Raw genomic sequence first — 14,675 nt, forward strand, 5'->3', positions numbered from 1 at the left:
GTTCGAGGTGCTATTGAGTTTGCACGGCAAGTGTCGCCTGCAGGTAGCCGCAATCTGATTGCGCCACACGAAAGCTACCTGAGTGTTCTGCAACTAATCATCCGCCCTGCGCGGGACATCCTGCATGCACACAACCTCAAAGGCTTTCATGAGTTACGGGCGGCGTTCGCATGTGAGCGTTATGAGCAAATAACCCAACACCGCGCGCCTGTCAACAGTGGCCAGTGTTACCAGGTAGATAAGAACCTTGATAGTGAGGCCCGGAGGCAAATCAGCCACGAACTGGGACACTGTCGTATAAACGTGGTGTCGGCTTATATAGGAGGCCGAAGATGAGCAAGAATTTCGATATGGAATTATTCCTAACGAGTATTCTGACTGGTTCTCATACCACGCGTCGGCGCCACCTCAAACAAGCTAACGCTATACAAAAAGCGATTTCTGATCGATGGTATCGTGATAATCCTTGGACCTGGCAGCGAAAACACCTTGCGTGGTTTCTAAGCTACCAAGTGGGCCGGCGCGCCAAATCGACGAAATATTACTACCGCCTCACAGTAAATCTGATTACCCTTCGCTTAGGAAAACAGTGGCAGTTCAACGAACCTTCGAAGAGTTAGCAAAACCTTCTGCATTACAATTAATAGCGATTGACCTAGGCTGCCTGCAGCCATACCGAAAGAAAAATATGTTGCCAATATATTGTTATCCTTTCTTAAGTTCTTTCGGAAGAAACGCATCAATCTCCGCGTCTGAGAATGTCATATCTTCGAGTGTCTTCAACGCTTCCTGCGCCTTTTTATAAGCTTGATATGTTGTACTGGGAGCACCTGAGTAAACTGCATGCAATTGCTCCAACAGGTTATCTCTCACCTTTTGTAGAGTTTCAATGGGTTTCTCGCCCATTCGTAGATCCGTGATGAGAGAAAGATATCTTTCCCGGATAATCCAGAGATCAGCGCCTGCCTGTCGATGCTTTTGAGCAAGCTCTCCGAGGTCGTAATTTTTTGTGTAGGCGTTCAATATTAGCAGTATTGTAGAGACAACGATTCCGGCGATCGCTGAAGTTTCACCGCCACCTAACGCTGCTGCAACAAAGCCGCCGGTTGTTATAGCGGATAGGACAATCTGCCAAAACTTGATGTTGGAAAGTCGGCTCAATAGGATGTCTGCACACTTCTCATGTGTTTTATGAGAGTACACAACACGTCCATAGCACTCGCGTAATTGCCCCTCCAGGATCGCTCTTGAGTCTAGAGAGTCATTAGTCTGGGAATGAAGTTCCAAATATTTCTCTCCATTTTTGCTTCGCTGACCACTCACGCTTGGGAGTAGCAAGTTCATGTTCTATTGCCTCGCGTGCAAGATTGTAGCACCTAGTGGCTTTCCATTGAAACAATCCTTTGCCGTAAACGTGCTGCCCGCTTCCGGGCGCCTTCCAATACTCCTTGCTACTATCTTGATTTGACATGAAGTAAAAAAAGTCTCGACACATAAAGTCGTAATAAAAATACGATTTATCCTTATACTGCCAATTATCAATAAATTGATAAGCAAGCGTATCAATTAGCATACCACTAATTGGTACTTGCCACTTTCTTTTCCATGACCGCATCATTCGACAAAGTAGGACCAGATTTCCGTTGCAAACTCCATTTCTCGTCCTTATCGCAGAAATCTCTGGCTTTGGATTAGTAACCCGCCAACATCCCCCACCGTTCGCATCGGGGTAGGTAAAGCTGTCATCATCATTGATAAACGCGGGCAATACTTCGAATGTTATTCCATCAGTAAATGGGACAAGTATCACCTGACCATCGCCCCTGATACTTGTAGTAGAATATGTTTTCTCAATAGACCTCTTTACCGCCTGAAGCAGAGAGGATTGACCGTTTCCAGCATAGTTGTTGTACTGCTGATAAACTGAATATGGAAGTTGAAAAAGCACATCCAGATCACTGATACCCTGGATCGCAGTGTTTCGCCCGTACGACCCCAGATAGAGTCCGTGAGCAACATCGGACGTAGTATTCCAAAACTCTGTATTTAAACGACGAGTAATGGCCTTATAACGGCTAGGAATAGTACCTGAATCTTGCACTCTAATATTGTAACAGAAGGTGCTAAACCACTCTGCCAGTGCCATAAGAACCCCCTAATCAATACTTAAATACAACCTTTCCGGGCCACCAGCGAATAAGCCAAAATTTAAACACCCAAACTAATTACTCTTTATATTTCGAGCCAGATTGAAGGCCATGATGACATAAGACGTTGCATCTTCCTCACTTAAATTAAGCTCTTCCGCATGAGCTGCCTTGTTGCGAAGGCTTCGAAGTTTCCTGTATATATCCAGCTGCTTATCATCGATGACTTTGCACTGATGTAGGTACTCTCCCAAATTCGGGAAATTACGCACTGCTTCGCTAGGCGACTGACTCCAAAATGAACTAGCAACCTCTGCTGCCGCTGTTTCAACATCAATCCAAGCTTCCATAATTGCCGCACGCGTAGACAGGGACACCAAGTCCAATGCTTTGGAGGTAGTAGCGGATAGATCCTCTTTTTGTGGTGAATACAGAACAGGTGATTCAGTCTTTAAGGCAAGTACCTCTTGTGAAAACTCAAGCTCGAGTTCTTTATATTTAAGCTTTCTCATTAGAGGAACAAGCCCCACTAATGGTTTTCGCAATAGGCAAGCCAAAATGATTATTGCCCCAGGCCAAGCTAAAGCTTTAATTATCTCTGATATAAAGGTAAATTCGTCCATACTCTCTCGAGACCTAAGCCAGTTTTGACCACTAGAATTAACTTATACCCTCGCACAACCAGCAGAAGCCACGATCAGCAGAAGCCACGATTAATGTATAAATTCCGTACGAACCAACATTCATACAAAGCAAAAGCAGATTCGATCTAAATACTACAACCAATAGAGCCAGCACTACTACAACACACCAGAACATAAATGACAGTGGTATCTTATCCCTCAACAGCCGAAAATGCTTTTTCTCATCGACCCAATCTATCTGATATTGCCAGAAGAATTTGTAATGGGCATACCAGTCGCTAAACAAAATCTGTTTACTAATGGCAGCACTATAGTACTCATCTTTCAACACTGAAAGCCTTTCACGGTAAGGCATGAGAGGCTCGCCGCCTAGCGCTTCAACTTCTCTATACAAATCCCTTAGAGACTCGTATATACGCGTTAGTTTTATCGCCGTTATTTCATATTCTTTTTTCTTGTGGTCATAAAATGAAATATATAAGCCAATCACACCTAACACTAGCAATGACGCTGACGGGATTTTTGTTCCTAACTCATCCCAAATCAGTGCAAATATACCAATAGCCATAGAGAAAAAGCTGATAAGACCAGGAACCTTATCTACTATGTCGAATGTTGCCCAATGTTTTCTACCGCCGAAGCCAACATTATATCCAGTATCTGCGATAATCTTTAATAGAGCGTCCTTATTCATATTTGCTTACTCAATAGGGACATGAATTCTATCTTTTGCAACGACCACATTGTTTTTTACTATGTAGCACTCTACAATGTGGTCGCCAGAAAAACTAGTATGTTCTTCTATCTTCCTCAAACCAGAATCTTGGACAATCTGCCCACGAACACAATCTCTACGTTTCGCTTCATCACCTCGATTCAAGACCTTCCAATACACTTCGTAGTCACCCGCCGTGTCATTTTCCACGATGTAGAACTTCAAAGTCTTTTTGGGGCTGAGCTTGAATCTGTTCAATAGCATGTTGCGAAGTGAGTCTGGGCGATACCCATTCTGCGTTACCTCGCAGTCGATTCTAAGCTTAGCTCGAACATCAATAGAATAACTATCCTCTACGAACTCTTCTGTACGTCTATAATCCTGTTCATAAGTACTAGCCTCCGCCTTCTCCACGACAACAGCTGCAGGAAATTGGCGTCCATAGATTTTTTGCCACTTTGCATTTTCTGTATCTTTACCGTTATCTTCAATAGCCTTCAAGCATAAGTCATAGGCTTTACCTGCAGCCTTTTGAAACTTTTCTTTAACCTTAACACGTTGCCCACTTCCAAGAGCGGCATAGTACTCTTTATCAGGCTGATCTGCCAAAAACTTAAAAAAGTCCCTACTCATCCAATCATAGTAGAGATAGCTTTTTTCTTTGTAGTCATCATTCGATTTGATAAAATTATGAGCTAGTGTGTCGATTAGTAACCCGCCCATACCTACACCGTGTTTATTTTTCCATGCTCTAGCCATTTTGCAAAGTCGGCGGAGGTTATGATTATAATCCTCATTAACCGCTTTCATGGCATCCATTTCTTCACGGGGCTTTGTGGTTTTCCAGCTTCCTCCATTTCTTGTATCTGGATATAGATAACTCCCATCATCTTGTTTAAATACGGGCTGCACCTCCACATGGAAGTTTATATACAACACCCTCACCACAGGGCTATCTACGAAAATATCAGTCCTTGGATATCGGGCTTTTATAGCATTCTTTGTATCCTGCAGAAGTTTAGATTGCCCGCCATCTTTATAATCCTGCCACTTTCCAGCAGGCATAATATAGAGCATATCTAAATCAGAAATCCCCTTAATCGCTGTCCATCTACCGTAGGATCCGACCCGAAGATTATTAGCTGTACTGGATTCAGAATCCCTAAACTCTTTATTTAGCGCTAGAGTTATTTCACCATATCGACTACTGATCTGTTCATCGTTGGATACTTTTATATTATCCAAAAAGTTTTTAAATTTATCTGCAATGCTCATTTTTCATCCCTGAATTTAGGCCTTGGCCGAATGCTACTGAATGGCCATCATCGTGTCTATTTCTTTATATGCAGACGTGCAAAAGGGCTGTGTAGAGGCTAATTACTCCCTTACGAAAATCTTAAAGCTCCAAGGAATCACGGCCACCACCGCTCGGCGCGCCAATTAGAGCTTTTCTGACTCTGTATAGGTATGGCGTTGGATATTACGAGGACTGCGCTACAAACCACTGCGCCAAGATGGAATAAAGGCTGCGGGTATTTTATGAGGTACCATCACGAACCATCAGTATTAATTCATTAAAAAACAATCGGTTAGGTTACGATTCGACTCCTGGTGCCGCACCCTACGCAGTAAAAAAAAGGGCTCACCGAAAGGTGGGCCTTTTCGGCTTTCAGCTACGGCGTTCCCAAAGGTGTTCCGGCACCCCCCTCCGTGATGGTTTGCGTTCCGCCTGTTCTCCAACGTCGCGCAGAGAAGTGGATTCGCCAGTAAGTCGCGTCTGCTGTGGGAGCAGGCTTGCGCCGCGATGGGCCGCAAAGCGGCCCTGGCAATCTCAGACCGGAACAGCGAAACCTCAGCCCTCCCACAAGCGTCAGAAAGCCCTATCAGGCGGCTCTTTGCTCCAAGCTCTCCCACCCCAGGCATGCCAGCGCCAATGTGCGTGGTACCGCTTCACGACCACTGCTGTAGCGGCTGATGCTGCGGGCGCTGACTCCCAGCGCTTCAGCAGCCTGGTCGAGCGTCATCCGGTGCCGCAAGCGCCAGCGAATGAAAACTCGGGTGTTTTCATCAGGTGCGTTTTGGGCAAGCGCATCCAGTAGCAGGGTGTCCGCACCAATCTGAATATCCAGCGCTGGCCACTCCACCGACCATCCTCCGTCGCCCAATACGACGCCTTCAAACGCTTTTCGCTTGGACAGTGGCGCCAACCCAGGATACGTCTTGAGCGCATCGCTCATATCCAGGGTGAAATGCTGACCACTGGTAAAGGTAAGCTCAAGGCTGGCGCCCGATCGGGGCTGTACCCCCTTCAGACGGGGACGTTTCATCGATGCCATTTCATCCACTCCTACAAATCGGCCTGATGGGCCGCGACCCAGGCCAGGGCTTATTGCACCACTTTCGCAGGTGCCCTGCCTTGGCTAACAGTCACAGATTCCAGACTGATCACCACATCCACCCCACCGCCCGTAAGGTGAACGTGGGGTGGTAGATGATCCCTTTCCCTTGGCTCGATGTGGTACTTGTCGCGAAATCGGTATTTGGTAGACATGGCATGATCGTATCGCCAATTTGGCGATACGGTAACCGACCGGCTGTGAAGTTACCCAGAGAACTCTCACCGAAAGGTGGGTGCCGTTATGCCCGCCCGCACCCCCCTCAAACCGTCCGCAACCCCCGCCGCACCTCTTTATCGGCATACATCAACTGATCCGCCGCTTTAAGCGCGGCCTGCAGCGAAGTCGCAGCGGGATCAACACTCGTAATACCAAAACTCGCACCCGCATAATCGAACCGGCAATCGTCAAACTCGTAGCTACCAATCAGCAGCGGCACCAGCCGTCTGCGCATCGCTGCGGCAGTTTTGGCCATTTCGTCCGGGTGGACCGAAGCGGTCAAGCCGATCACAACGAACTCGTCACCACCCCAGCGCCCAAGTTCATCCGTTGCCCGCAACCCGCCCTGCAAGCGCCGGCTGCCTTCGATCAGGAACTTGTCCCCCACCTCGTGCCCGTAGGTGTCGTTGATCGCCTTGAATTCGTCGAGGTCGATAAATGCCACCAGCACCCCCTGCCCCGTTCGCTTCGCCAACGCGAAATGCCGATGCAAGGCAGCCAGGATCGCACGCCGGTTCTTTAACCCGGTCAGCGCGTCATAGTTGGCTGCATAGCGTTCTTCCTGGCGGTGCAATAGCATCTGCCCGGCCACACGGCTGGAGAGCAAGATCAAGATCAACCCGAGCGCTGCCACAGAGGCGCCGGTCCAGTAGTACTGCTGACGCATCGGCTGCAGGTGATCAAGCTTTGCCAGCGTCAGCAGCTGATATTGCGCGTCGTTCAGGGGCTGGCGATGCACCAGATAAGGGTGCCCGTCAATGAGCCATTGATTGGCCTGAGCCGCGGCTGCCACAGCGCGGATATCCATGGGCTCGCCCGGCTCTTCGTCGCCATCCAGAGGCCTGCGAATATCGGGCGGGAGCAGTGCCGCCACGTTACGCAGCATGAAGGGTTCGCTGGAAGCGGTGGTCACACGGCCCTGACGGTTCACAATCAAGGCAATGTGACGCCCTGTCAGGTAAAGGGCGATGTCCGGGGCATCGAACTTGACCGTGACAGAGCCGAGTGGCTTGCCGTCAGCATCGTCGATGCGGCTGGCTACGAAATAGGAGGGGGTTTTGTTCAGGCGGGCAATGCCGAACATTTCACCACTGCCAGTGCGCAATGCGTCGAGGAGGTAGGCCCTGCCCGTATAGATCTGGCCAACGATGCTGAATGACTCCGCCCAGTTGCTGGCCGTCACCGTATCGTGTGAGAGGTTGTTCATGTAGATACGGGCATAGTGAAGATCACTGGCCAATCTATCCATGAAATCACCCACGCTTCGCACCAGCGGGTCACGGGTGAACTTCGAAGCGCGCTCCTCACGCGTGAGTGCCGCGAAACCGGGCGGATCATGGCGATATCGGGCAGCGAGTTGGATCACCTCGCTTTGACGGGCCACCATGTTGGCCACGCTGGCCATCTCGGTGAACAGGCGGTCTACCACACGCCCCGTAATCTGAGCCTCGTATTCGGTGCCTGCCGCCAGGTTGTCGAGTTCTTCTGCTGTAAGGCGCTGCACTATCCACCCGCCCAGGCTTGCCACAAGTACCAACCAGACGACCACAACGCCCAGCGTCACCCGACGCACGATGGATGGAATGTCCCTGCGCTGCCGCCGTTGCGACGGATCGTAACTCACGCCGCGCTTACCGGTTGAATGGGGCACCAAAGCAACTCCTTTTGCGATACAGCAATGTGCATCATCGACCCTGCGATACCCCGCCAAGGCGAGGCTCGCTAGATTGTAAGACATTCACCTCAGTTGATCGCCAATGGATTGATGGCGGTCAAACGGCGGGCTGGGCGAGGGGTTTACGTTCAGAACAGGCAGCCCTGAGGGAGGATGAGCATGGCCAAGAGATTCCCCACAAACCCTCGCCACCCCGAGCGTATCTGCTGGGGTTGCGACCTGTACTGCCCTGCCAAGGCGCTAGCCTGTGGCAATGGCGCAGACCGGACCATGCATCCGGTGGAGCTGTTTGGCGAGGATTGGGATAGCTTCGAGGGCCAGTTGGAGAAGCCGGTTGATCCAGGGCAAGCGGCAGAGCCCAAGTAAGAAAGGGCCGCTTGGCGGCCCAGCGCTGGTTCTGTGGGAGCGGGCGTGCCCGCGAAGCTGGCGATGCGGTTGCAGGCACCGGCTGCGCCGGTGTTCGCGGGTGAACCCGCTCCTACAGGTACAGCGCCAGGCCTTGTGGAAGGGCTTGATCAGAACGCGGTGCTTACCGTCAACGACAGGTTACGCGGGTCGCCATAAATCGCCCCGGCATAGAACCCGTACTGGCTGTAGTAGTGCTTGTCGAACAGGTTGTTGGCGTGGAGGCTGACGCTGGTGTCGTCGGTCAGCTGGTACTTGGCCATGGCATTCCAGATGGCATAACCGGACCAGTTCACGTCAGTGGCACCATTGCTCACACCGTTAGTAGGCTGGCCAGCAGGGCTGGAGATGGCGCGGATGTTGGTCTGCGCAGTCACGCCGGCGCCCAGGGTCAGGCGGTCGAGCGGGCCGCTCAGGCGGTAGGTGGTGGAGGCCTTGAACAAGTGCGACGGGTCGCTGCGGCCGTCGCTGTCGACGCGGCGAAAGTGCAGGTAGGTGTAACCGGCGTAGACGTTCCAGTTGGGGGTCAGGGCGCCTGCGACTTCCAGGTCGATACCATCGGTTTCCTGCCCGGAGCCGGCCTTGTAGGCGCTGCCGCCAGTCGGGGTGGTCAGGTCGCCGTCCAACACGGCCTTGTTTTCCTGCTTGGTGCGGAAGTACGCCGCCGAGGCGTTCAGGCGGCCATCGAACCACTCACCCTTGATACCTGTCTCGTAGCTTTGCCCACGAATCGGCTCGACCTTGCTGCCGCTGCTGGTTTCAGACGTTTGCGGCGTGAAGATATCGGTGTAGCTGGCGTATACCGAGTAGTTGACATTGAGGTCATACACCGCGCCCAGGTAAGGGGTGACGATGCCGTTTTCTTCCTGGCTGCTGCGCTCGCCGGCTACGCTGCGGGTGACCGAGGAATAGTTGCTGGTGCGCACGCCAACGATCACCGACAATGGGTCGGTGATGCTCAGGCGGGTGGCGGCGTACATGCCCTGCAGGCGGGTGGTGGTCTTGCTGTGAAGGCCGGTGCGCGAGGCAATGAGGTCGTAGTCGTCATCCACGCCATTGTGCCAGTCGGTCACCGGGAAGCCGTTGTTGGCGCGGAACTGGCAACCCAGTGCAGGCGCGCTGGTCATGCCGTCGCCGACCATGGTGCAGGTGTACTGGGGCGACCAGCCGACGGTGCGGCTGTCGTTGTAGCCGACCATCGCCTGGTGGGTGCGGCCGAACAGCTGGAACGGGCCAGACAGGTCGATCTGCGCCGACTGCTGGGTGGTGTCGCTGGAGCTGTGCAAACCATTCAGTACTGCGCCGCTGCCGTCCTGGTCCCAATAGCCGCCGTAGCTGCCGCGCCCGGCCGAATTCACCTTGGCAAGGCCGCGATGGTTCAGGGCTTCGGTGGTGGCCTGGGCGGCTTTCAGGTCCAGGGTCCAGTCGTTGTCGAAGCGATGCTCGAGCGAACCGAACGCAGTGCGGGTGGTGTACTCGCCAAAGCTCCAGCTGGGCACCAGGTTGGTGCTGCGCGGCAAGTCGGTCTTGCTGCCGTCGCGGTACCAGATCGGGATGTTCGCGCCCCAGCCGCCACCCACAACCTTGTTGTACTCATACTGGTAACCGGCGCCCAGGGTGGTGGCGTCGTCCAGGTCGAACTCGAAATTGGCCAACGCGGCGCGGGAACGTTCGGACTGGTTGTCGCGGAACGAGTTGGCATCCTGCTGGGACATCACGAAGCGCGAACGCAGGCGGCCATCTTCGGACAGCGGCAGGTTCAAGTCAGCACCCAGACGACGCTTGTCCCAGCTGCCATAAGTGGCATAAGCGCTGCCGCCGAAGGTTTTGGTCGGTGCCTTGCGGATCAGGTTGACGGTGGCCGAGGGGTCGCCGGTGCCGCCCAGCAGGCCGTTGGCGCCGCGCACGATGTCGATGCGTTCGTACAGGTCCATGTTCAGCGCATTGCCGCTGCCACTGAAATCGGAGCCGCCCTGGGTCTGCAGGCCATCAACCTTCCAGTTGCTGATCGAGTAACCACGCGCGCGGTAGTCGGTGCGCCCACCCACCTCGGACTTGTTGGCCGTTACGCCTGGGGCGGTTTCCAATGCCTGCTCGATGGTGTGGATGTCGCGGTCATCCATCTGCTGGCGGGTGATGGTGGTAACCGATTGCGGCGTCTGCCGTGGTGTCAGTGCCAGGCCAGTGGAGCTGCGGGTGCTCTCGACCGTATAGCCCAACTGGCCGGCATCGTCGGCAGGCAGTACTGCGCTGTCTTCGATCTGTGTGGCGTCGAGTTCAAGGGCTTTACCGTCGGCAGCCACTGCACCACCGCTGATGGCGACGGCGACGCAGAAGGCCAGCGGCTTGAGGCAATTGCCACTTTGACTGAAGGGGATGAACACTGGCGTGATGCTTTGGGGATTCATTTGGGAAGGCTTCGTATTTGCAGATGATTTTTTGTTAGGATTCTAGGGATCAGCCCTCCGGGCTCCAGACCCGACATGTACGGGGATGTAATTGAACGTAACGAGCGCCGCCGGCCCTCACCTAACAGGTGTTTTTCTGCATGAGCACGACCCTGCTGGTTGTCGATGATGACGACGAGATCCGCGAACTTCTTTGTGATTACCTGACCGATGCCGGCTACAACGTGCTGGCGGCAGCAGACGGTCAACAGATGCGTGACCAGCTGGCCCGGCACAAAGTGGAGCTGGTGGTGCTCGACCTGATGCTGCCGGGTGAGGACGGCCTTAGCCTGTGCAGGCAGTTGCAGGCCACACCTGGGTTGGCAGTGATCATGCTGTCAGCCAAGGGCAGCACGCTGGACCGCATCATCGGTCTGGAAGTAGGCGCCGACGACTATCTGGCCAAGCCCTTCGAACCACGCGAACTGATCGCCCGGATCAAAGCCGTACTGCGTCGTCCGCAACGCCTGGGCACCTCTGCCGAAGAACCTATGGTGGACGCCCAGCTGTTCGCAGGCTTTCGCCTGGAACACGTCAAGCGCCTGCTCACCCGCCCGGATGGCGAGACCCTGACCCTGCCGCGCTCCGACTACCGCGTGCTGCGCGAACTGCTGGAAGCCAACAACCGAGTGGTCTCCCGTGACCAACTGACCCGCAGCGCGTTCGGCCGCGATCACCTGCCCGACGACCGTTCGGTGGACATGTGTGTCAGCCGCCTGCGCCAGCAGCTGCGCCGGGCGCCGGCGGGCACCGCGCAAATCCTGACCATCCGCAACGAAGGCTACCTGCTGAGTCTCGCCCCCCTCGCGGCCGGTGCCTGACATGCGCTGGTTTCACCGGCTATGGCCCCGCACCTTGTTTGGTCAACTGCTGCTGATCATGGTCAGTGGCACGCTGGTGATCCAGTTGATGTCGAGCAGCATCTGGTTCGATGTGCGTTTCGCTCAGGCGCTAGAGGTGCCCGTGCGACTGGTTGCTGCACGCAGCGCCCCCCTGATTGCCCAGGCCGACTGCCACGGCGGTACGCTGCAGGCGCCAGCCCACTACCAGCTTCACTGCGTCGAAAGCCTGCCTGCGCAAGAGCATGACGAGCGCCGCGGGCACAGGCGGGTCGAGCTGTTGTTGCAGCAGGCCCTGAAGTACGAGCTGGGGCATGCCCAGGACGTGCGCCTGATGAACGTGCAACTCACCGACGAACTGGGCCAGCCGATCGTCTGGCGCAGCCTGTTCGGCCTGCGCACGGCCCAGGCGCATATCCAGTTCGCGGTGCCGCTGGCCGATGGCCACTGGCTGACCGTTGCGGGCCAGGAACTGCAGGGCTGGAGCGGCGAGTCGGCCTGGGTGCTGATCAGCGATTACCTGCTGCGGGTGTATGCGCTGCGCATCGTCGCGGTGTTGCTGGTGTGCCTGGTTGCCGTGCGCCTGTGCCTGCGCCCGTTGCGGCGCCTGGCCGATGCCGCACGCGGCCTGGGCAGCAACCTCGAGCAGCCTCCCCTGGCGCTGGATGGTCCGGAGGAAGTGCGCCAGGCGGCGCAGGCGTTCAACGCGATGCAGCAGCGGCTGATTGCCATGGTCAACGACAAGGCCTACTTCCTGGCCGCCGTGTCTCATGACCTGCGCACCCCACTGACCCGCATGCGCCTGCGACTGGAGCGCTTACCCGATGACGAACACCGCCAGCGCCTGCAGCAGAACATCACGCAGATGGACAATATGATCGGTCAGGTTCTGGATTACCTGCGTGCCGGAGAGCAGCAGAACTTGCAGCAGGTGGACCTGGACCGGCTGGTGACGCGCCAGTGTGCGGACCTGGCGACTGACCAGGAACCACTGCCGGTGCACGGCCGGGTGAACAGCCTGCGGGGGGATGCCCTGCTGCTGCAGCGCTGCCTGCAGAACTTGTTGGTCAATGCGTTGCGTTATGCCAAGGATGTTTCTGTCACGCTGGAGCGGACCACCACAGGAGTGTTCATCCACATCGACGACCGTGGACCAGGCATTTCGCCAGCGCTGCTGCCGACCATCACCGACCCGTTCGTGCGCGGTGAGGGATCGCGTAACCAGGCATCCGGCGGATATGGGCTGGGGCTGAGCATTGCCCAGCGGATCGCCGCCAGCCATGGGGGTGAGCTGATATTGTCGAACCGTGAGAGCGGTGGATTGCGGGTCAGCATACTGCTGCCTGGCTAACGCGATCTTCTGTGGGAGCAGCCCCACACCATAGGACTGCGCAGGCCAGGGAATTCGCAATCAGGTAACAGACTTTTACCGATTACCCAGGTTTTCCGTCCCCTGCGTTTGCCTATCCTAGGCCCGGTCATCCTGCCTGCGATGGACCCATGAAACACTCTCTTCCCAGCCGCTACGCCTGCCTCGTACTCTGCCTTGTCTTCACTTTCGCCAGCCTGCCCCTGCTGGCCCAACACGCCTGGCTGTGGCCGGTAACGCTGATCACCGCGCTGCTCAGCCTGGTCGGTCTGAATGACCTGCGCCAAAGCCACCATGCGGTGCGACGCAACTACCCGATCCTGGGCAATATCCGTTACCTGATCGAAACCATCCGCCCGGAAATCCGCCAGTACCTGATCGAAGGTGACGACGACAAGCTGCCGTTCTCCCGCTCGCAACGCTCGCTGGTCTACGCCCGCGCCAAGAACGAAAGCGCCGAGAAAGCGTTCGGCACGCTCAACGACGCCTACAAACCTGGTTTCGAATTCATCAGCCATTCCATGGTACCGGTGGCCACGCCAGACCCTGCATCGTTCCGCATTGCCATCGGCGGGCCGCAATGCCGAATGCCCTACTCGGCCTCGATCTTCAACATCTCGGCGATGAGTTTCGGCGCCCTCAGCGCCAACGCCATCGCCGCGCTCAACCGCGGCGCGCGCATGGGCCGGTTTGCCCATGACACTGGCGAAGGCAGCATCAGCCCGTACCATCGTGAACACGGCGGCGATCTGATCTGGGAAATTGGCAGCGGCTACTTCGGCTGCCGCACCGAGGACGGTCGTTTCGATCCACAGCGCTTCGCCGAACAGGCCCGCTCGGCACAGGTGAAGATGATCGAGATCAAGCTCAGCCAGGGCGCCAAGCCTGGCCACGGCGGCATTTTACCGGGGCACAAGGTCAGCCCCGAAATTGCCGAGACCCGTGGCGTACGCGCAGGCGAGGACTGCATTTCGCCGGCGGCGCACAGCGCCTTCCGCACACCGGTCGAGCTGCTGCAGTTCGTAGCCGGCCTGCGCGAGCTTTCGGGTGGCAAGCCCGTTGGCTTCAAGTTCTGCCTGGGCCACCCTTGGGAATTCATGGGCATTGCCAAGGCCATGCTCGCCACCGGCATCACCCCTGACTTCATCGTTGTCGACGGCAAGGAAGGCGGCACCGGCGCGGCACCTCGCGAGTTCAGCGACAACATGGGCGTGCCGATGCGCGAAGGCCTGATGTTCGTGCACAACACGTTGGTCGGCCTGAACCTGCGCTCCAGCATCCGCATTGGCGCGGCGGGCAAGATCGTCAGCGCCTTCGACATTGCCAGCGTATTGGCCATCGGCGCTGACTGGGTCAATTCGGCACGCGGTTTCATGTTTGCCATTGGCTGCATTCAGTCGCAGAGCTGCCACACCAACAAGTGCCCGACCGGCGTGGCGACCCAAGACCCTCTGCGCCAGCGCGCTCTGGTGGTGCCAGACAAGGCCGAGCGGGTAGCCAGCTTCCACCGCAACACACTGCACGCTCTGGCCGAGATGCTGGCTGCCGCAGGCCTGGAGCACCCTTCGGAGCTCAAGCCCAAACACCTGGCACGGCGCGTCAGCCCCAGCGAAATCGGGTTGTTTTCAGACTTGCACACATTCCTCAAACCAGGTGAGTTACTCAGTGGCTCGATCGAAAGCGAGTTTTATGCGCGGATGTGGCGGATGGCGCGTAGCGACAGCTTTGCACCGGAGACCGTAAGCCCAGCGCCGGCTCAAACAGTAACCGTTCGCCGAAAAGAAACAGCCCCGGCATAGGCCGGGGCTGTTCGATACAT

The 14,675-nt window shown here is 55.7% G+C and carries 14 protein-coding genes and 1 pseudogene; 6 read left to right on the plus strand and 9 right to left on the minus strand.

Features of this window, described 5'->3' with window-relative positions; all coding sequences use genetic code 11:
- Positions 1–336 (plus strand): annotated as a pseudogene (locus tag ACF8FB_RS22260) (integrase); the annotation flags it as partial.
- Positions 333–620 carry a hypothetical protein gene (locus ACF8FB_RS22265; protein ID WP_081741901.1) on the plus strand — a complete coding sequence of 96 codons (288 nt, stop codon included), beginning with the start codon at positions 333–335 and terminating at the stop codon, positions 618–620. The pseudogene ACF8FB_RS22260 and the gene ACF8FB_RS22265, both read left to right, overlap by 4 nt.
- Positions 621–705: 85 nt before the next feature.
- On the opposite strand, the gene ACF8FB_RS22270 is transcribed toward ACF8FB_RS22265, so the two are convergent.
- From ACF8FB_RS22270 to ACF8FB_RS22305, 8 genes are all read right to left on the minus strand, one after another.
- Positions 706–1,287: an SLATT domain-containing protein gene (locus ACF8FB_RS22270; RefSeq protein WP_027615943.1), complete on the minus strand. Its 582-nt coding sequence runs from the start codon at positions 1,285–1,287 to the stop codon at positions 706–708.
- Entirely contained in the window at positions 1,265–2,146 is an 882-nt protein-coding gene (locus tag ACF8FB_RS22275; protein ID WP_392512005.1) for a hypothetical protein, read from the minus strand. Before ACF8FB_RS22275 ends, ACF8FB_RS22270 begins: the two co-directional genes overlap by 23 nt.
- Before the next feature lie 75 nt (positions 2,147–2,221).
- On the minus strand, positions 2,222–2,770 hold the full coding sequence (locus ACF8FB_RS22280; RefSeq protein WP_392512007.1) for a hypothetical protein: 549 nt from the start codon (positions 2,768–2,770) through the stop codon (positions 2,222–2,224).
- A gap of 37 nt (positions 2,771–2,807) precedes the next feature.
- Positions 2,808–3,485: an SLATT domain-containing protein gene (locus ACF8FB_RS22285; protein ID WP_392512009.1), complete on the minus strand. Its 678-nt coding sequence runs from the start codon at positions 3,483–3,485 to the stop codon at positions 2,808–2,810.
- A 6-nt stretch (positions 3,486–3,491) separates the two neighbouring features.
- A complete protein-coding gene (locus ACF8FB_RS22290) occupies positions 3,492–4,781 on the minus strand; it encodes a nucleotidyltransferase (RefSeq protein ID WP_392512011.1) in 1,290 nt (429 codons plus the stop codon).
- A gap of 608 nt (positions 4,782–5,389) precedes the next feature.
- Positions 5,390–5,842 (minus strand): DUF2442 domain-containing protein, encoded by a 453-nt coding sequence (locus ACF8FB_RS22295; RefSeq protein WP_392512013.1) that lies wholly within the window; start codon positions 5,840–5,842, stop codon positions 5,390–5,392.
- Positions 5,843–5,892: 50 nt separating this feature from the next.
- A complete protein-coding gene (locus ACF8FB_RS22300) occupies positions 5,893–6,057 on the minus strand; it encodes a DUF4160 domain-containing protein (protein ID WP_392512015.1) in 165 nt (54 codons plus the stop codon).
- 107 nt (positions 6,058–6,164) lie between these two features.
- Positions 6,165–7,772 carry a diguanylate cyclase domain-containing protein gene (locus tag ACF8FB_RS22305; protein ID WP_392512017.1) on the minus strand — a complete coding sequence of 536 codons (1,608 nt, stop codon included), beginning with the start codon at positions 7,770–7,772 and terminating at the stop codon, positions 6,165–6,167.
- 183 nt (positions 7,773–7,955) lie between these two features.
- Here ACF8FB_RS22305 and ACF8FB_RS22310 point away from each other — a divergent pair, with 183 nt between their 5' ends.
- On the plus strand, positions 7,956–8,162 hold the full coding sequence (locus tag ACF8FB_RS22310) for a DUF3079 domain-containing protein (RefSeq protein ID WP_392512019.1): 207 nt from the start codon (positions 7,956–7,958) through the stop codon (positions 8,160–8,162).
- A 149-nt stretch (positions 8,163–8,311) separates the two neighbouring features.
- Here ACF8FB_RS22310 and ACF8FB_RS22315 read toward each other — a convergent pair whose 3' ends face one another.
- Positions 8,312–10,609 (minus strand): TonB-dependent siderophore receptor, encoded by a 2,298-nt coding sequence (locus ACF8FB_RS22315; protein ID WP_392512021.1) that lies wholly within the window; start codon positions 10,607–10,609, stop codon positions 8,312–8,314.
- A 140-nt stretch (positions 10,610–10,749) separates the two neighbouring features.
- Here ACF8FB_RS22315 and ACF8FB_RS22320 point away from each other — a divergent pair, with 140 nt between their 5' ends.
- The 3 genes from ACF8FB_RS22320 (at position 10,750) to ACF8FB_RS22330 (ending at position 14,655) form a co-directional block, all read left to right on the plus strand.
- Positions 10,750–11,469, plus strand: coding sequence for a response regulator (locus ACF8FB_RS22320; protein WP_108191480.1), 720 nt, complete (start codon positions 10,750–10,752; stop codon positions 11,467–11,469).
- A gap of 1 nt (position 11,470) precedes the next feature.
- Complete coding sequence (locus ACF8FB_RS22325) at positions 11,471–12,838, plus strand: ATP-binding protein (protein WP_392512023.1); 1,368 nt, start codon at positions 11,471–11,473, stop codon at positions 12,836–12,838.
- Between the two features lie 149 nt (positions 12,839–12,987).
- Positions 12,988–14,655, plus strand: coding sequence for an FMN-binding glutamate synthase family protein (locus tag ACF8FB_RS22330; RefSeq protein ID WP_392512025.1), 1,668 nt, complete (start codon positions 12,988–12,990; stop codon positions 14,653–14,655).
- Positions 14,656–14,675 lie beyond the last annotated feature (20 nt).

The sequence above is a fragment of the Pseudomonas sp. yb_2 genome, from assembly GCF_043103905.1.
GTDB classification, from domain to species: Bacteria; Pseudomonadota; Gammaproteobacteria; order Pseudomonadales; family Pseudomonadaceae; genus Aquipseudomonas; species Aquipseudomonas alloputida.